Consider the following 18,328-nt stretch of genomic DNA (forward strand, 5'->3'; position numbering starts at 1 on the left):
CGCAACAGCTACTTCATTCTTTTACAGAACGTTGCACTATTTTACATATTAAATAGCATTCAAGTGAAGCTATTGAATTAAAAACATTCCCAGCATTGTGAGCTTCTAATTTTTGTACATCTAAGCAAGAAGTTACCCATGAAGCAGATAAACATCGTATTCCAACTTCCCTACAAGACACAATATCTGAAACTGTATCACCTATATATATCATTTCATCCGGTTGTAACTTATAATCTGCAAGCAATTCCCTAAAATTCTCTGCTTTATTATTTTTGAAAGGATTTCCAGTTTTTACTTTATCAAAACACGTGTCCATATTAAATTGACGTAATGTTATCGCACAGCTCTTTTCTCCTTTTCCTGTAACCAAAGCAATAGGAATAGATTTCTTTTTTAACTTCTCAATCAGTTCTGTTATACCGTTAAAAGGACGAGGGCACATTATATGCATTTGTTCGTATATCACGTAGAAGTCATCCAAGGCTTTTTTCCAATTATTACTAACAAGTTTTTTTATCATCCCTTTTTCATTTAGTCCAAAAGTTTCTAAAATATCATTCTCGGATACATCATTAAGAGTAACATAGGGAGTTACTGCCTTTTTTAAGGCTTTGAGGCACATGGGAATTGTATCTCCAATTGTACCGTCTAAATCAAAAGCTACTAATTTAATCATAACCTTACATTTGATTGATTTTCCGTATCACCCGACCCGGATTTCCCACCGCCAAGCTATTTGCCGGAATATCTTTGGTTACAACACTTCCTGCACCAATCACACTTTTTTGCCCTATTGTCACACCCGGTAAAATAATTACTCCACCGCCAATCCAGCAGCCATCCTCTATCATGACAGGGAGGGCAAAAGTTCGACGGACATATTTACAGCCATCCGGGGTTTCTGTCAATACAAGCCGTTCATTAAACTCTACCGGGTGAGTTGCCGTATAGATTTGTACATTAGGTGCTACCAGCACATTGTTCCCTATGGTAATCTTATTGCAATCGACAAATGTACAGCCAGTATTTACGGTGACATTATCACCGATATGTATATTGCATCCATAATCACATATAAACGAATGACCGACAGAAACATTTGTGCCTATACTTCCAAACATTTCCTTTAGTACGGCATATTTTTCAGACTTTTGTTCATACGGCAAAGAATTGTATTTCATCAACAAGTGATGAGCTTTACTTTTCAAATCCATAAAAAAAGGGTCATGGCAATCATACCATTCACCAGCCAAACATTTTTCCATTTCAGTTTTCATAAGCTATGATTTTAAATTTATTGCAAAGTTATACCGATTTTTTGACTGATTTCAGGTATTATTTTTCGTTATTTTGGTATTAATCCGTTTTTTAGGGCTATATTTATGGCATGAAAAGAGAAAACCTACATCAACCATTCGAAATTAGTTTTAGCGAGCTTGACGAATCCTTGCTAAAAGAACACGAACATACTTTTTTTGAATTAGTATATATTCTTTCAGGAACAGGCATCCAATGGATTAACAACAATATGTTTCCTTATCATGACGGACATTTGTTTATGATTACTCCCGGAGATACGCATTCTTTCGAAATCCATACAACAACTAAGTTTGTCGACATCAAGTTTAACGACATATATATACATTCTTCTGTTTTCGGTGCTGAAAATATCCAAAGGCTGGAGTTTATTCTTCAACATGCTAATCATCAACCCGGTTGTATACTAAGAAATAAAGTAGATAAGCTATTGGTGAAACCCATGATTGAAGCGATTATCAGGGAATATATTAACCGAAATTTATACAGCAAGGAGATTATAACACAAATAATTAATACGATTATTATTGTGGTAGCACGCAATATCGCAATGTTCTTACCTGAACAGGTGGATGAATGCTCTGAGGACAAATCGCTTGACATATTGCAGTATATTCAAGCAAACATCTATAAAACAGGTAAAATCAGAGCAAAAAATATTAGCCAACATTTTGGCATTTCGGAGAATTATTTAGGACGATATATCAAGAAACATACTAATGAAACTATGCAGCAATACATTTTAAACTACAAACTAAAGTTAGTAGAAAATAGATTATTACATAGTCAAATGAGAATTTGTGAAATCGTTGAAGAATTGGGATTTACCGATGAGAGCCATCTTAATAAGTTTTTCAAAAAGTATAGAGGATGCAGCCCCTCTAATTTCAGAAAGAACAATTTGAAGTAAACCATATACATATCCTTGTTTTTAGGGTTATTAAAACAATAGAAATGACTATTTTTGCATTATATTTATAGATGTCTATGACAAATACAGAAACCATACAATCACTCATCGATAGCGGAGAAGGCTATAATGTAGAGTTCAAAGTTCGTGTTCCTTCAAAGGTTCGTGAACTAACAGAGGAAATTTGCGCTTTCGCTAATGCTGACGGAGGATATTTGCTTATCGGCGTAGATGATAACGGACAAATTATTGGTACAGGTTTGGAAAATGACAAACGTTCAGCCATTCAAGGCTCTATCAGTGAAATATCTCCGGCTCTCCATTGTGATATGTATGCGGTAAATATCGAGGATGAAACAGTTTGGGTAATTGATGTTCCGTCAGGGAAAGATAAACCTTATATATTTTCCGGTTCTATCTATGTCCGTGAGGGAGCAAACTCGCAGAAACTTCGCACAGCCGAAGAAATGCGCAGCTTCTTTCAGGAGTGTAACAAAATCTTTTTCGACCATATTCCCTGCCACTGGTTCAATATCTACACGGATGCAGACGAACAGATGATTAAGGATTTCCGAACAGAAGCCAAACTAAGTCCGTCCACACCCGACAAACAAATATTTGAGAACTTGGAATTGTTTACCGAGAATGGAACGGCAAAGAACGGTGCAGCGATGTTCTTCGGCAAGCAACCTGAACGAAAGTTTCCGCACGCTGTTACAAGATGTGTTCTTTTCAAGGGAACAAACAAAGTCTATATTATAGATGATAAAACTTTCGGAGGTTCATTGTACCAACAATATCTACAGGCTATGTCTTGGCTGGAAAGCAAACTGCAAGTAGCTTATAAAATAGAGGGAGCAGGACCAAGAGAGGAAATTTGGGAAATACCTTTGACCGTATTTAAAGAAGCCATTATAAACGCCCTGTCACATCGTGACTACTATGAACAAGGCGCAAGCATTATGATAGAAATGTTTGACGACCGGGTAGAGATTTCCAATCCCGGAGGACTTTTGCCTATTGTAGCTAAAAATTTCGGGCATAAAAGCATGACACGTAACCCACTAATATTCGGGTTATTTACCCGTATGCACTTGGTCGAAAGAGTTGCATCCGGTATTCCTCGTATGCAAGAAGCCATGAGGGAAGCGAATCTTCCCGAACCGGAATTTCACACAGAGGGGATGTTTACAGCAGTGTTCAAACGTCAAATCACCAACTCTGCCAACTATGACACAGTAAATGGCAGAGTAAATGACATAGTAAATGATACAATAAATGAGAATGAACAAGCTATTCTCAATCTGTTGGTAAATACTCCCGGTTTGAATGCTTCTGAAATCAGTAAGTATATCAACAAGAGCTTAAGAACGACTATGCGATATATCAAGACTTTACAAGATAAAGACTTGATTGAGTTTAGAGGCGCACCCAAAATAGGAGGGTATTATCTAACAAAAATATAATGATTATGAGTACTGAAATAAATAATGATTTACTAGTAGCTATAATAGGAGTATTATCGGCTTTAATAGTAGCAATGATTACCTTTATGGGAGTTTGGTATCAACTCAAAAAAACAGAAGTTAATACTTTAAAAGCAAAACTAAGAGACAAACAGGAAATTGTCTATGACAAGATTTATTCTTACATTTTTGACCTATTAAATGATACTATAAATAAAACGCCAATAGATAAAACTAAATATTCCAATAGATATATGGAAATTAAAAAACTATTGCTATTCCATGCATCTGATAGGGTGGTTTTACAATTTACTAAATTAAACATGGATACCGAAAGAAATGATTCTATTCTTACTCTAAGAAATTACTTCAAATTAATGGTGCTTATAAGAAAAGAAATAGGATATAAAAGAGAAAAAGTGAATGAAAAAACTATTTTACAGATACTGATAGCGAATAAGGAAGAATGCGAAAGTTTTTGTAAACAGCTTGGTTACAAAGATTCTTTTCTATATTCTATTAGAAAGAAAATATTTTCGTAACTTTGCATTCAGAAATCGTACCCAAGATACAAACTAATGTCGAACGGTGCAAAGCTGTGAAAACCTTATTCAAGGGATTAACATCGTAATAAAGATATAACTTATTGAGAAATAGCGTCATACAAGCTGATTTCCAGTTCCTGGTGGCACCACTTGAAAAGAAAAGCGTTGTAAATAAATTATTTACAACGCTTTTCTTTTCTATTGATTGATTTCTATAACAATTTTACCTAATGCATTTCCAGAGAAAGCAGTCTGTGCCTCTTTCACATTTTCAAAACTATAAATACTACAAATGCATGACTTTACTTTTTTATTGTCTATGAAAGAGTTTAAATCTTTAAATGCTGATACTGCACCGGCAGAGTTTACTACTAGGTCAACACCACCTGTCATGTGAAAAAGCAATTGGCTATATTACTTCATTCCCTTACTAACACCGTTTATCTTCAGGTAAGCGTAAGATTGAAGACCTAATAGAATCACAAACAAATACTCAGCCGTCAAATAAGCCGGTAAAGTCGTTGTGAAACAATAACTCAATAAATACAAATAAGCCAGATAGACGACAATAGTGGAAATCTGAAAGATAAATGCAATCCGGGTATTACCTGTACCTGTTACTGCATTCATAAAAACATAACCAGGCAAAGCAAACGTGTAATTTAGTAACATCACGATAAACGGATACTGAGCAAGTTCGATTAATTCTGCATTATCCGTATAAAATCCGATAATCTGTTTATTAAATAGCATAGCAATAATTATCAGAGGAAGACCGATTACATATCCCAATCTGAGAATTTTACCACAAAGCCGGAACATACTTCTCCCCTCACCCGCACCTATCAGATTACTAACCAATGAAGCGGTAGTAGCCGCAAACGAATTGACTATTACAAAGAAAACGGTAGAAACACTTCTAATAATATTCGAGACTGCCAGTTGTTTTTCTCCCAATCGCTCGATAGCCACGAAGAATAAAAACCACGGAGCAACACTAATGAAAGCATGCATCATACTCCATACGGATAAGTGAAAAAGTGAACTTAGTAATTTCCTATCATAAACAGGTTTTAACCCTAAACTCTCCTTATCCATTTTCAGAAAAGTATAGATAACCAGAATTAATAAAGAACCGACTTCAGCCAGTGAAGAAGCCATTGCTGCCCCGGATATACCCAGATTGAAACTGAAAATAAACAAGTAATTACAAGGGATATTGATAAGAACCGCCATTATAGCCGCCCACAACAAAACTCTCGTTTTCGTAATTCCCACGAAGAAAGAGCGGAATGCCAGAAATGGAAAAGAAAATAGCAAACCGAAACATCTCCATGTCAGATAATCAACTGCAGCATTATAAATCTCCGGTGAACGGATGAAATATCTCAGAATAATAGGTGACAGTACATAGGACGCAAGACTTAAAAACATAGCCAGTCCACTCAGGAACAATAATCCCTGGAAGAAAGTCCTGCCTGTTTCTTCGTATCTTTGTTCCCCGTTTCTGCGGGCAATCATAACCTGCAAACCCAAACTAAAGCCAAAACCAAGCATATAAATGGCCAGATAATAAACACTTGCAAGCGCAGAAGCACCTAACTCCACTTCGCCTACATGTCCCAGAAAAATAGCATCAGTAATATTGATTAATTGCTCCATCAGGATGCTCATCATCACAGGAAAGTTGATGAGCCATATTTGCTTATACGTATAATTCATTGTTCAACTAAAATAAACGTATGCCACACAACTATACACATAGCTGCGTGCCACTCGATGTAAATAATCAGATATGAAAACTCTGTGACGAATTACAAAAATCCGTCAGGATAGCCGAATAGCTTTTATTAAAAAGTGCTATTCGTGGAGCGTAGCTATATACAGAGTTGATGTTTCATGAGTTGAACAATCGTTTTATGTAAATTCGATACAGCAAATGTAGGAAAAATAATAAAAAAGCAAGCGATCTTACCCGAATAAATCAACGGTTATTATATTTTTGCGTGAAATTACTCCACTGCATGAAATCAACTGAAATCACAAGAGAAGAGATGTGGGCAAAGCAACATTTGTCTGCAAATGAAATCGACTATGCCATTTGGGAACAGGATAAAGTTGTGCTACAACAGATGTCCAAAATCAGCAGAAGTTGCTCATTTGTAGTTGACGTTTATAAATACAGATATGCTTTCGCATCTTCTAACTTTGCAGATATACTGGGATATGACAGCCGGAAAATAGCTACTCTGGAGAAGCAGGGAGATTATTTGGAATCACGATTTCATCCGGACGATTTCGCCCGACTGGAGCAATTGCAGATTAATCTCAGCAAGTTTATCTATAGCCTGCCTCACGAACAAAGAAATGATTATTGTAATATCTATAGTTTCCGGCTGATGAATACCAAACAACAGTACATACGGGTAATCAGCCGACAACAGGTTTTAGAACCAAGCCGCAACGGGAAAGCCTGGCTAATACTTGGAAATATAGAGATTGCACCTAATCAGACAGAAACTGATCAAGTGGAATGCACTGTGTTGAATCTCAAAAATGGAGAAATGTTCTCGCCTACTTTAGTATCTATTCCACGGATTCATCTGACACAGCGTGAACTGGAGATTTTACAGCTTATTCAAAAAGGATTATTAAGTAAAGAAATAGCTCACAATCTCTGCATCAGTATTCATACAGTCAATATTCACCGGCAAAACCTATTGCACAAATTAGGGGTACAGAATTCTATCGAAGCTATCAATGCAGGATTAAAGTTAGGAATACTAAGCTAACCGCTCCGCGAAAGAAATATTCAAGTTACGGCATCCAGTCCATAATTCCCGTAACCGGATGCAGACTTCTCCATTCCATAAAGTCCTCATAACTGCGTATACCATCCCGGATAACAGCCTTATAATACTCTATTCCCATAATCTTTTCCGACTCGGGCGTATCATATTTCAATTTTAAAATGGCATACCTTGTTTCATCAGTCAAAACAGCGGAAAGCCGTTCGGCAAACTTCTCAAAATAGCCATCATACCGGGAACCTTCCAAAATATGGATCATATCTATCTGCCAAAGCGCATTATCTGCATCCCGATACCAGGCATGCCACTCCACACATGCTTCCTCTGTATCCAGCAGATTCTTATGCTCCATCTTCATGAAAGACTTGTTTTCCGTAAACTTCACCATTGCCTGAAAGCTATCACACAGACTAAATTGTGAGGTATAAATATGAAAATCAATGTCAAGATGCTTCATCAGCAATCCTGTACTCAAAGAACCTACTAAATTCACTCTGGCACCTATACTTTCCCAAATAGGGATGATTTTTGTGTCTTCTATAATTTTCCGGGCTTTCTGTTGATTCCGTCTGGCAAGATCAAGAATATCCATTGTTTTTCTTTTGTAATGACGTGCAAATGTAGAAAAAAGGACGGATATATAGCTATAAATAACTATTTAATAACCTGATAATTCAGACTAACTTTGCCACCCTTTCCAAACTTCCCAGATAAAAAATTAAAAGAGTTATGACATTCAATCAAACAGAAAAGCAGGAAAAAAAGTACTTGCAACGGATCATCGGCATCATTAACGATACGATTCATAACACCGATACATCAGTCAAAGAACATGTAGAAACCTTACAGGAATACAAAGATTATATCTGGTCAAACAAAGATATCGATCCACATGAAATCCGATCTATGCGCGAAAGCATCCTCAATCATTTCGCACTGGGTGAAAGCGTAATTGACAAACGCAGGCGGTTGGGCAAAATACTGGATATTCCTTATTTCGGACGGATAGACTTCGAGGAAAAGAAAAACGGCAGTAGCGTTTTACCTATTTATATAGGCATACATACGTTCTATGATTCACAAAGTAAGACAAATCTGATATACGATTGGCGGGCTCCCATTTCCGGTATGTTCTACGATTACGAACTGGGGAAAGCGGTTTACACCTCCCCTACCGGTGAAATCAACGGAGATATTTCACTTAAACGCCAATACCGCATCCGTAAAGGAAAAATGGAATATATGATAGAAAGCTCGCTGACTGTACATGATGAAATACTTCAGAAGGAACTCAGCAGTAATGCCGATGATAAAATGAAGAATATTGTCACCACTATCCAGCGGGAACAGAACCGGATCATTCGCAATGAAGAAGCTCACGTGCTCATTATCCAGGGAGTTGCCGGATCGGGCAAGACATCCATTGCCTTACACCGCATCGCCTACCTGCTCTATACGTTGAAAGGAAATATTTCCTCAAAAGATATACTTATTATTTCACCCAATAAAGTTTTCGGTGATTATATCTCGAACGTACTTCCCGAGCTTGGCGAAGAAAGTGTGCCCGAAACCAGTATGGAGCAGATTCTTTCGGGAGTTCTTGAAAACAAATACAAATACCAGAACTTCTTTGAACAGGTAACGGAATTACTCGAAAAAACGTCCTCGAACTTCATTGAACGAATCAAATACAAATCTTCCTTTGAGTTTATTTCACAGCTCGATAAGTTTATCCTCTATATGGAAAACAACTACTTCAAAGCTGCAGAAGTAAAACTCACCAGGCACATCACAATTCCCGCCGAATATATTGAAGAGCAATTCAGGCGCTTCAACCGTTACCCCATGCGCCAGCGTTCTGAAGCTATGACGGATTATATCCTGGAAATGATGAAGGTGCAATACTACTTTACAGTTACCACTTCAGAGAAAAATCTGTTGAAGAAAGAAATAAAGAAGATGTTTGCAGGTAACAACGATCTTCAGATTTATAAAGAGTTTTTCGTATGGGTAGGTAAACCCGAACTATTCAAATTACGCAAGAACCGGATGTTGGAATACGCAGACCTGGCACCTTTGGCATACCTGCATCTGGCTTTAGACGGAAATATTACTTCGCCCGGTGTCAAACATCTTTTGATAGACGAAATGCAGGATTATTCTCCTATCCAGTACAAAGTAATTCAGAAACTTTACCCCTGCCGGAAGACCATTCTCGGAGATGCATCACAATCTGTCAACCCTTACGGTTCGTCAACAGCCGATATGATTCGGAAAGCATTCACTATAGGCGAAATAATGAAACTATGCAAAAGTTACCGCTCTACGTTTGAAATCACGGATTTCTCGCAAAGGATTCAGACTAATCATGAATTAGAACCTATCATACGTCATGGTGAACCTCCTGCAATCCTACGGTTTGAAGATATAAAACAGGAAATACTGGGTATTTTCAGTATAATTTCTTCTTTTAAAAAATCCGGTTATACGTCACTCGGGATAGTATGCAAAACCGAAACACAAGCAAGAGAACTGTCAGAAAGCCTCAGGGTGCATACCGGTGATATCCATTTCCTGTCCAATCAAAGCTCTGCTTTTATGAAAGGGATTATCATTACCTCATCTCACATGGCAAAAGGATTGGAGTTTGACGAAGTAATCGTTCCCTATGTCAACGACAAGAATTACAACTCAGCCATTGACAAAAGTATGCTCTATGTAGCTGTAACAAGGGCTATGCATAGACTAACACTAACCTACAACGGACGACCAAGTGAATTTATTCCTGCCTCCATCAGATAAAATACCATTCTCCCTCATCTGCCGAACTACCGGTCTGTTCTGCTTCTGTAGTGTACTGAATAAGTTGACACTTCAAAAATCGAAAATAAAGATGAAATATTCGAAAAAGAAGTACAACTATTACAGTGATGATGAACGAATGTCTTATATTCGTGAGTATTTATCAAGTCCCGAGAGCAAATCTCAGTTTTGTAAGCGTAACGGCTTTTGTGCCAAGCTTCTTACTTATTGGCTTAACAAGTATCAAATGGAAGACAAAGCTATGGGTATATCACCTAAACCGGTAAATAGCGATGCTATTAATTCTAGTATTTCTGAGCTCCAGAAAGAACTATCGCTATTGCGTGCTGAGAACCGTAAACTTCATCGGGCTCTTGCTGATGAGAGTTTACGTCATGAGGCGTGCGAAGAACTCATCAATCTTGCTGAATCCACGTATCATATCAAGGTACGAAAAAACTCCGATGCCAAGTAATCGACACCTTGTCACAGAGGCACTCAACCCGACGCAAACATGGTTGTATAAAGTTCCTCTGTGATTACTTCGGCATAACCCGACAAGGTTATTACAAGCATGTGAACCGGCATTTGGAGGTTGATATCCTTACCACAAGCATCGTGTTGTACTGCAAGGAACTGTTGGAACTCATGCCCAAAGCTGGTATGCGCGAGTTATACGCCTGCTGCGTGAGTAAGTTTGGACCAAAGATGGTTATCGGTCGTGATCGTTGTTATGACATTTTTCGCTCCAATGGTTTGTGTCAACGTACAAGTCGCAAGCGTCCTAAAACAACGAATTCGAACCATAATTACTATATCTACCCCGATCTGTTGAATGTTGCGCCCAAATTTGTCGCTACGCGATTGGGCGCTATGGTAGTGGCGGATATAACCTACGTAAACACCGGTCAGGGCTGGGCTTACCTCTCGTTGCTTACCGATGCGGCAAGTCGTGCCATCGTTGGATATGCGCTTTACAAAACTCTTGAGACGGAGGGGCCCTTGAAAGCTTTGGAGATGGCAATATCATTCTATGAGAAGTATCACATAGACATGAGCACTCTTATTCATCATTCTGACCGGGGTGTCCAATATTGCTCAAATAAATATGTAGAGAGGCTTAAAGAGCATCAAATCAACATCAGTATGACGCAGTGTGGTGATCCTTTGCATAATGCATTGGCTGAAAGAATGAACAACACCATTAAAAACGGTTGGCTATTCGACTGTGATGATGAGAGCTTCGAGCAAGTAAGCAAGCGCATTGAAGATGCTGTATATGTATATAATCATGTGCGGCCTCATCAAGGGATAAACATGAGGACACCTATGGAAGTGCTCAGAGAAACGGTAGGATTTACAGCATAATACCCGCTCGTCGGGACGGGGGGGCCCGCCCCTTGCCGCTAGGGCGATCCCCGACCGAAGAGTTCTTGTTTGTTGGCAACATTACATTTTCCTGAAGAAGGCTTGCGTAAATAAAGGAAGATGCATAAATTTGCAAGCACCAACAAAAGACAACTAAAATAGGAATAAGAAAAACAAAAGTAAACCTCTTTAGATATTAAAGTATATTGAGTAAACTAATCCAGTTATAACAAACGAAGTTGTCAACTAAAACCAGTACACATCATTCTGTGCACGGAAACGGTCATTCCCACGAAGAGAAACGAGCGTTCCCATTAGAGGAAACTGTCGTTCCCAAGTGCAGGGAACTTCATTGCCGGAAATCGTTTCAATAAAGAATTCCAGTTTCTTTCCAGAATCGCCCTTTACCTTTGCAATATCAGAATAAACCAAAGTATTAATTTTTAAAAACAGAAGAATATGAAAAAGTTAGTTTTATTATTAGTATGTATGTTCACGATGCACACAATGGTAATGGCGGATAATGACAAACCGATCCAGGTAAATCAACTCCCTGCAAAGGCTCAAACTTTCCTCAATACCTACTTTAAAGATCATAAAGTGGCATTGGCAAAAGAGGAAAGTGGAGTATTCTATAAAAGCTACGATGTAGTCTTTACCAATGGCGAAGAAGTAGAGTTTGATAAAACAGGAGAATGGAAAGAAGTGAAATGCCGTCAGAGTGAAGTTCCTGCCCAGATTATCCCGGAAGCCATCCGTAATTATGTAAAGGAAAACTATCCGGATACAAGAATCCTGCAGATTGAGCTTGACAAGAAAGAGTATGAAATCAGACTATCCAACCGTTTGGAAATCACGTTCGATTCAAAGATGAGGGTGATTGATATTGATGACTAAATCAAAGATATACTTCCATTTCGTTACTGCTGTAACAGTTACAGCGGTAACGAAACAAAATAACAACTGTTTGTATCAAGTGTCAAAGCTGTTTCAAAACTCAAATACAACAGCACAATGTTTCGTCATAAACCCGCACCGTTCTAACGTCCTGCGTGAAGCCACATTATCGGCAGCACAACCGGCAACAGGCACATATCCAGCCTTCAAGCACGTCTTTTTCAGATGAGAAATAATCATCACGGCATATCCTTGCCTGCGAAATGCTGGATTCACCCACATACCTACATCAAAAATGTCCTTATCAGGAAGTATTCGGATAAGATAACCACAGCCAACGAGTGCTCCATCCTTCTCATACATCAGTATCATACGGTTTGAAACGGTATAATTCAACTCTTCGGGAGATTCGTACAAATCACTGTCATGAGTCAGCAGCAACGGAACATCAATTTCTTTTGCTTTACGAACGGTTACGCCAGCCGGCAAAGGCATCACAATTTCGTCAGTGAAGAAGCGGAACAAAATACCGCCTATTTTATAGAACCGGCAGAATGTATGGCAACAAGTCATAAACAAATCATCGAAGGACTTACAGAAAGCATTTTTAATCTGAAACTCTCCCAACATTCGTCCGAAGATTTCTTCTTTTCGGGCAAACATCTTGTCGAGTAGATAGAATTCAACCAATTGTCCTTCTTCCGAACAGACAAAATATCCCACCCTTTCTACATCCGTTTCAATACTGACACAAGTCCCTTTCGCAACAAGCCACTCGCAATGTAACTCTTGCGGATAACGCAAAGAAGCTAAATATTGCTCCCGCAAATCACGGAGTGATGCCAACGGTACATTTTTAAATTCAATCATAGATCCATTTTTGCTAAAGATACGAAAGTTTTCCTGATACAGAAAAATCACTTCACTAAATCAATGTAATCTCCGTATCCTTCCGCCTGCATCTTGTCTTTGGGAATGAACCGCAGGGAAGCACTGTTTATGCAATAGCGCAAACCGCCTTTATCTGCCGGACCGTCTGTAAAAACATGACCTAAATGAGCATCACCCGTAGAACTGCGAACTTCCGTGCGCACCATACCGTGAGAGGTATCCACTTTCTCCTGAATGAGTTTACGGTCGATAGGCTTTGAAAAGCTGGGCCAGCCACAACCAGAATCGAACTTATCGGTAGAGACAAACAAAGGCTCGCCTGTAGTCACATCTACATAAATGCCAGGGCGATGTTCATTCCAATAAGAATTATGAAAAGCCGGTTCGGTTGCATTCTTTTGAGTCACGGCATATTGTTCTGCTGTGAGCTGCGAACGCAAAACGGCATCATCCGGTTTGCGATAAACAGTTGCAGGCTTCTTCGGCATTTTTGCTTTACGCGCCAGTTCGAATAATTCCGGATGGATATGGCAATAACCTCCAGGATTCTTGTCTAGATAATCCTGATGATAGTCTTCTGCCGGATAGAAGTTTTCCAAAGGCTTAATTTCCACTGCCAACGGACGGGTATAAGCCGCAGCCAGACGGTTGACAGTTTCCCGAATGAGCGGTAAATCTGCCGAATCGGTGTAATAGATGCCTGTACGATACTGGGTGCCACGATCATTTCCCTGACGGTTCACACTGGTAGGATCTATCGTTTTGAAATAGAGGTCTATAAGGAAAGGCAGATCCACCTTTACCGGATCGTACTGCACCTTTACGGTTTCCGCAAAATCCGTGGTGCCGGTACACACCTGTTTATAGGTTGGATTGGCAATATTTCCGTTGGCATAGCCCACTTGCGTAGCTTCCACACCTTCAATCAGTTTCAGGAAATGTTCGGTTCCCCAAAAGCATCCTCCTGCCAGATAAATTTCTTTGGTTGACTTCATATCTTTTTTCCTTTCTGCCTGCCCGGTCCGGTTATTGGCACAAGCAAGACAACTTATTAACAATACAAAAGCGAATATCAGTTGTTTCATATCCTCCCCCTCTCCTGACGGTTCTTATGTTTCCGTTATATAATAACAATACAACGGGCAGTATAGTTGAAAGCAGTAAGTCAAGGAGCATAATTTATTTCCGCCTTTCGTGCCTGTGAGTGCTGGAACTGACGGGCTATTTTGAACTCCTTGCCTTCTTTCAGCAGATAAGATCCTGTCTGCTTGAACCAGAAACCGACATGGGCGTCAATGCATTGCCGGCGGATATCCAGCACCCAGTCGTAATCGCATACACGGACTTCCCTGCCGGATTCTCCCCCGGCTACAACCTGTTCCACCCATGTGCCCAGTTCTCCACGGAAGTCTATCTGGCTGAGAAGAGGCTCGCAGATGATAATCTTATGTTTTATGGGAGCAGCCTTATAGATAGGCAGGCGGTAGTCAACCCGATCCTGGTTCTCCATGGTGCAGCAAATGGTGACATTATCATACCCCTCACCCCAGTCAGCGGGCAGGCAGGCACTCAGTCTGTCGATGCGTTTTGTGATAAAAAGGAAATGAAGGTCCTGACGTATCCGCATCATCTCCCACGCTTCGGGACGCCACTCGTCGGCATCCTCCACCAGAAAATCGGAAGTGAAACAAGTATAAACCATATTACCCGAAGGTATCTTATAAGTCTTGTTCTTTTTCTGCTGCAAAGGCAGGTCAAACTTCTCCGTTTTTGTCACAACGGAACTATCCTTGCCATATTTACCATCCGTGCGGTAGACATAGCAGTGCTGGCAACCTGTGCTGAACTTATGACAACCATGCCAGGGATTCCACATGGATGATTTTTTAGCTATTTGTAGCATCTGCCGGTCACCATTTCTTTTCGCATTCCACCCGCGTTCCGTCAGCCGTAGAGTACTGCTGCAAAGAGTTTTCACGCGACTGGATTACAATATATATCATCGCCTCATCTGAAGAGTTAGCCATTCCTCTGATGCCTTTAGGCGCCACACGGATAACGCTTCCCTCGGAAATGAGGAAACAATCATCATCTACCTGGAAATAACCTGCACCTCTTAATATAATGTATGTTTCCTCGTTCTGCTCATGCACATGAAAATAGGATAAATCAGTATGCGGCGGAAGGCTGTTGAAAGAAATCTCCGTACCGGTTGCTTTTGTCACTTCTTTCAGAAAAGCTTTGCCTTCTATAATGCGTCCGCTGACAGGATGCACCAGAGTATGCTCCATCAGTTCGTCCATACTACCGATATTCACAGCGGTATAATTCTCATTTTCTGATATTACCTTTGTCGTTTCCATAACCGTTTCTTTTTAAATTAGAATGTATCACAAAGTTATGCATTGCCCTCATTCAAAACAGAAACCGGGTTCTTTTTTATGGAACTTTTACATGCGCTTATGAAAAGAGAAAGAAAAGGGACTCTGCAACATTTATGTCGACAGAGTCCCTTTTTCTATATTACCAATAAACTAATTCATTGTCGCCGGTGTCTTCAGCTTCACATCCGCCCAATCAGACCATGTAGGAGAAACCATATACTGAGGTTCCTGCATCTTGCCAATCAAAGCAGTAGCTTTCTTCACCTCTGCATTGGTCTTTTCAAACAGTTCTTTCATGGTTAAATCTCCCTTTGCATCCTTAATACATTTAACCAGGAAGTAAGTATAATATCCCTGCTTCTTATCATGATAAACACTGGAAGTCTGGTCACCGCTACTGGATGAGAAACTCAAGGTATGTCCCTGCGGCAAACCCACCTTCGGTACTACACGTACCCCTTTTTGGGTCAGCAACGGAGCAGCACTCTTGTAGCCACCACTAAAGCAAGCATCCAGGAAAACATAAGCTCCCTTGATAGGATAGGTTGCCAGACGCTTATATAAATCCGCCAGAGAAATACCCAGACGAATGTTCTTACCCGTAATATCTACCGGCAGCAGATAAGGTTCTTTCGTAGCCTCATCATTATTACCATGACCGGAATAATAGAATATCAATTCCGCTTCAGGATCAGTACTTGCCATATTCACCAACCAGTCAAGCTGTTCGTGCATCATACCGGCCGTAGCATTCGGAACAACTTTCAGTTGTCCATCAGGTACACCGAATGTACGTACACAATATTCACGGAATACCATAGCATCATTCACAGCATAAGGCACATTAATTTCTGCATTGGCACCGGTGATGCTATAATCTTCGTTACCAATGATCAATGCATAACGGTGGCGGTTCACAGCACCCACAGGAATATCTTGCAGCAACTCAGTATTGAGCCCTAAACTAACATTCTTAAGATCAACCGCCTTACGGACAGCTCCGTCAATCTTGATTGTGCTGGATGCCGTTAAGTATTCACCCACCTTCACCTTATAAGCTTCACTCAGATAAGAAGAACGGGAATCTTCACTCACGCTTACCATCACAGCGATTGAATCACCATCGAAACGCTTGTTCACCAGGAAACCATAATCCAGTGTTGCCACATCACCCGGAGCAATACTATCAATCGTCATTTCAGGTACATCAGTTGTAAACACATTATTCGGCAACTTAAAGTTCAATTTCACATTACGTGCTGTCTTCGAACCGAAATTCTGCAAAGCAAGCGTCAGCTTACCATTCTTACCTAAAGTGATAGAAGAACCTTCGGAAGCAAAGAACTGATGATCCGCTACACGCAGACGCGGCATAGCATATTCCTGTGTATTAACAATCAATTCCGACGGATCAGCATCAAAACCATTCGCCTCGAATGCATAAATATTAATCTTAGCCAGTGCCGAGGGCATTTCTTTCTTTACCAGATAACGGAAAATGTATTGCTTCGATGTTCCTGCGGGAATATTACCACCATCCAACTCACGAGGACCGTCGAAATATTCATCATATCCCTGTTGTTCGGAAAGACGGAGACGGATGTTATACGCATCTCCCTGTCCCTTATTCTCAACAGAAAATTGAACAGCAAAACTTTCACCGGCATCTATTACCTTATTATTATTACCATCAATAAAACTATCCACATGGATGACCAACATAGCAGGTTCCACCGGCACAGGAGCAGATTCCTGTTGCTGTGCCACCCCTTCAGTCTTCTTCAATGCCTCATTATAGGCCAGCAAGCGGGATGGGAAAGAAGCATATGAAGCACCGTCAGTAATGATTTTCATCAAGACTTCATACTCAGATTTCATATCCATATACTGATATACACCCGCCAGCCCCTGCATATACATTTTGGATGAAGGTTCTTTTTCCAGAATTTTCAGGAACAGGTCTTTAGCATCCAGCAGATAACCGGAAGCACGCTGACGTACCAACGCATATTCGGTATCATTGGCAATGGTAGCACCGTTATTCACAATTTCCGTAGCTACATTGAAATTAACGCGCGCCAATCCGGTAAGCAACTCAAAACTATCGGGATGGAGAGCATACAAACGCTTGTAGATATCAAGCGCTTCCTGATTCTTTCCCTGGCGTTCCAAAATGCGTGCCTTGATGGGCAATACCTTATCATTATTAGGGTCAACTTCAAGAATACGATCGATGGCCGACAGTAACTTCGGCATATTGTTCGTGGCAATATGCACATTCACCAGATTATAAAGGAAATCAAGCGAAACAGGATACTTGGCTATGGCTTCCTCCAGGACACGTTCCTGTTCAGAATAATTCTTCTGCGACTGATAAATCATATTCATATATACATAGCAGTCTTTCTGCTGTGTATCCGTTCCCGTGCTTAAATACTCCTGGAAATACTTCAGCGCCTGCGAATACTTTTGGAGATTGTAGGCAGATACCGCCGCATAATATACTACAGAAGCATAGCGGCTATCTTTGGGAAGCAACTCGCTCTGAAAAATCTTCAGTCGGGGCATCTCAATATAAGCCGCTGCAAAATCCAGTGCCTTAGAGGGTTGCTTCTGTTCGGAATAATACACTGCACCATTCAAGAGATAAGGATACATAGCACGCAAACGATTCTTGGCGCCACTCAAATACTGACCGTTATCCGGTGCTTCCACTACTTTCATGAAATTCTCGTAACTGTCCAGCAGATAGCTATACATACCTGTCACGTTCGTTCCTTTATCGCGCTCACTTTCAAAAAGCACATATTGCTGGTTGGCACGCTTAGAGGCAGCAGCGGCATCTTGTGCCGCTACTCTCCCACATGCTCCCAACATTAAAATGATTGTCAGTACTAAAATATTCTTCATATTTATTTATTAGCTCCTCACTAAA

Annotated in this window: 19 protein-coding genes; 8 read left to right on the forward strand and 11 right to left on the reverse strand. The window is 40.1% G+C overall.

The genetic code is table 11. The features are described from left to right. Nucleotides 1-13 precede the first annotated feature (13 nt). A complete protein-coding gene (locus tag VYM24_RS24615; RefSeq protein WP_299087502.1) occupies nucleotides 14-679 on the reverse strand; it encodes an HAD family hydrolase in 666 nt (221 codons plus the stop codon). A 4-nt stretch (nucleotides 680-683) separates the two neighbouring features. After that, a complete protein-coding gene (locus VYM24_RS24620) occupies nucleotides 684-1,280 on the reverse strand; it encodes a sugar O-acetyltransferase (RefSeq protein WP_299087505.1) in 597 nt (198 codons plus the stop codon). 110 nt (nucleotides 1,281-1,390) lie between these two features. Between VYM24_RS24620 and VYM24_RS24625 the strand changes: the two genes are divergently transcribed. From VYM24_RS24625 to VYM24_RS24635, 3 genes are all read left to right on the forward strand, one after another. Further along, nucleotides 1,391-2,230, forward strand: a complete 840-nt coding sequence (locus VYM24_RS24625; protein WP_330941111.1) for an AraC family transcriptional regulator — start codon at nucleotides 1,391-1,393, stop codon at nucleotides 2,228-2,230. A gap of 77 nt (nucleotides 2,231-2,307) precedes the next feature. Next, a complete protein-coding gene (locus VYM24_RS24630) occupies nucleotides 2,308-3,696 on the forward strand; it encodes an ATP-binding protein (RefSeq protein WP_299087510.1) in 1,389 nt (462 codons plus the stop codon). A gap of 5 nt (nucleotides 3,697-3,701) precedes the next feature. Beyond that, a complete protein-coding gene (locus VYM24_RS24635) occupies nucleotides 3,702-4,238 on the forward strand; it encodes a hypothetical protein (RefSeq protein WP_299087512.1) in 537 nt (178 codons plus the stop codon). A gap of 201 nt (nucleotides 4,239-4,439) precedes the next feature. Here VYM24_RS24635 and VYM24_RS24640 read toward each other — a convergent pair whose 3' ends face one another. Together VYM24_RS24640 and VYM24_RS24645 are read right to left on the reverse strand one after the other, a co-directional pair. Next, nucleotides 4,440-4,634 (reverse strand): hypothetical protein, encoded by a 195-nt coding sequence (locus VYM24_RS24640; RefSeq protein WP_291555099.1) that lies wholly within the window; start codon nucleotides 4,632-4,634, stop codon nucleotides 4,440-4,442. A gap of 21 nt (nucleotides 4,635-4,655) precedes the next feature. After that, nucleotides 4,656-5,963, reverse strand: a complete 1,308-nt coding sequence (locus VYM24_RS24645) for an MATE family efflux transporter (RefSeq protein WP_299087516.1) — start codon at nucleotides 5,961-5,963, stop codon at nucleotides 4,656-4,658. 302 nt (nucleotides 5,964-6,265) lie between these two features. Here VYM24_RS24645 and VYM24_RS24650 point away from each other — a divergent pair, with 302 nt between their 5' ends. Then, on the forward strand, nucleotides 6,266-7,033 hold the full coding sequence (locus tag VYM24_RS24650) for a response regulator transcription factor (RefSeq protein WP_330941112.1): 768 nt from the start codon (nucleotides 6,266-6,268) through the stop codon (nucleotides 7,031-7,033). A 25-nt stretch (nucleotides 7,034-7,058) separates the two neighbouring features. Here the strand turns inward: VYM24_RS24650 and VYM24_RS24655 are convergent, their stop codons facing one another. Continuing rightward, nucleotides 7,059-7,643: a hypothetical protein gene (locus VYM24_RS24655; protein ID WP_007210449.1), complete on the reverse strand. Its 585-nt coding sequence runs from the start codon at nucleotides 7,641-7,643 to the stop codon at nucleotides 7,059-7,061. A 137-nt stretch (nucleotides 7,644-7,780) separates the two neighbouring features. On the opposite strand from VYM24_RS24655, the gene VYM24_RS24660 reads away from it, so the two are divergent. The 3 genes from VYM24_RS24660 to VYM24_RS24670 all read left to right on the forward strand — a co-directional run bounded on the left by VYM24_RS24660 (nucleotide 7,781) and on the right by VYM24_RS24670 (nucleotide 11,221). Next, the gene (locus VYM24_RS24660; protein ID WP_291555106.1) at nucleotides 7,781-9,853 is read left to right on the forward strand and encodes a HelD family protein; all 2,073 of its coding nucleotides are present in this window, start codon (nucleotides 7,781-7,783) and stop codon (nucleotides 9,851-9,853) included. Between the two features lie 91 nt (nucleotides 9,854-9,944). Beyond that, a complete protein-coding gene (locus tag VYM24_RS24665; RefSeq protein ID WP_330941095.1) occupies nucleotides 9,945-10,328 on the forward strand; it encodes a transposase in 384 nt (127 codons plus the stop codon). An 8-nt stretch (nucleotides 10,329-10,336) separates the two neighbouring features. Beyond that, complete coding sequence (locus VYM24_RS24670; protein ID WP_244436642.1) at nucleotides 10,337-11,221, forward strand: IS3 family transposase; 885 nt, start codon at nucleotides 10,337-10,339, stop codon at nucleotides 11,219-11,221. A gap of 246 nt (nucleotides 11,222-11,467) precedes the next feature. Here VYM24_RS24670 and VYM24_RS24675 read toward each other — a convergent pair whose 3' ends face one another. After that, a complete protein-coding gene (locus VYM24_RS24675; RefSeq protein WP_299088851.1) occupies nucleotides 11,468-11,653 on the reverse strand; it encodes a hypothetical protein in 186 nt (61 codons plus the stop codon). Nucleotides 11,654-11,680: 27 nt separating this feature from the next. On the opposite strand from VYM24_RS24675, the gene VYM24_RS24680 reads away from it, so the two are divergent. Beyond that, nucleotides 11,681-12,118: a PepSY-like domain-containing protein gene (locus VYM24_RS24680; protein ID WP_217714250.1), complete on the forward strand. Its 438-nt coding sequence runs from the start codon at nucleotides 11,681-11,683 to the stop codon at nucleotides 12,116-12,118. A 93-nt stretch (nucleotides 12,119-12,211) separates the two neighbouring features. On the opposite strand, the gene VYM24_RS24685 is transcribed toward VYM24_RS24680, so the two are convergent. The 5 genes from VYM24_RS24685 to VYM24_RS24705 form a co-directional block, all read right to left on the reverse strand. Beyond that, nucleotides 12,212-12,988 carry a GNAT family N-acetyltransferase gene (locus VYM24_RS24685; protein WP_330941113.1) on the reverse strand — a complete coding sequence of 259 codons (777 nt, stop codon included), beginning with the start codon at nucleotides 12,986-12,988 and terminating at the stop codon, nucleotides 12,212-12,214. Between the two features lie 47 nt (nucleotides 12,989-13,035). Continuing rightward, entirely contained in the window at nucleotides 13,036-14,094 is a 1,059-nt protein-coding gene (gene msrB / locus VYM24_RS24690) for a peptide-methionine (R)-S-oxide reductase MsrB (RefSeq protein WP_330941114.1), read from the reverse strand. Nucleotides 14,095-14,174: 80 nt separating this feature from the next. Further along, nucleotides 14,175-14,903, reverse strand: a complete 729-nt coding sequence (locus tag VYM24_RS24695; RefSeq protein WP_330942292.1) for a DUF5131 family protein — start codon at nucleotides 14,901-14,903, stop codon at nucleotides 14,175-14,177. A gap of 16 nt (nucleotides 14,904-14,919) precedes the next feature. Beyond that, complete coding sequence (locus VYM24_RS24700; RefSeq protein ID WP_291554673.1) at nucleotides 14,920-15,372, reverse strand: cupin domain-containing protein; 453 nt, start codon at nucleotides 15,370-15,372, stop codon at nucleotides 14,920-14,922. Nucleotides 15,373-15,543: 171 nt separating this feature from the next. Further along, nucleotides 15,544-18,303 (reverse strand): caspase family protein, encoded by a 2,760-nt coding sequence (locus tag VYM24_RS24705; RefSeq protein ID WP_291554671.1) that lies wholly within the window; start codon nucleotides 18,301-18,303, stop codon nucleotides 15,544-15,546. Nucleotides 18,304-18,328: the final 25 nt, after the last annotated feature.

It is taken from the genome of Bacteroides sp. MSB163 (assembly GCF_036416795.1).
Taxonomy (GTDB): domain Bacteria; phylum Bacteroidota; class Bacteroidia; order Bacteroidales; family Bacteroidaceae; genus Bacteroides; species Bacteroides maternus.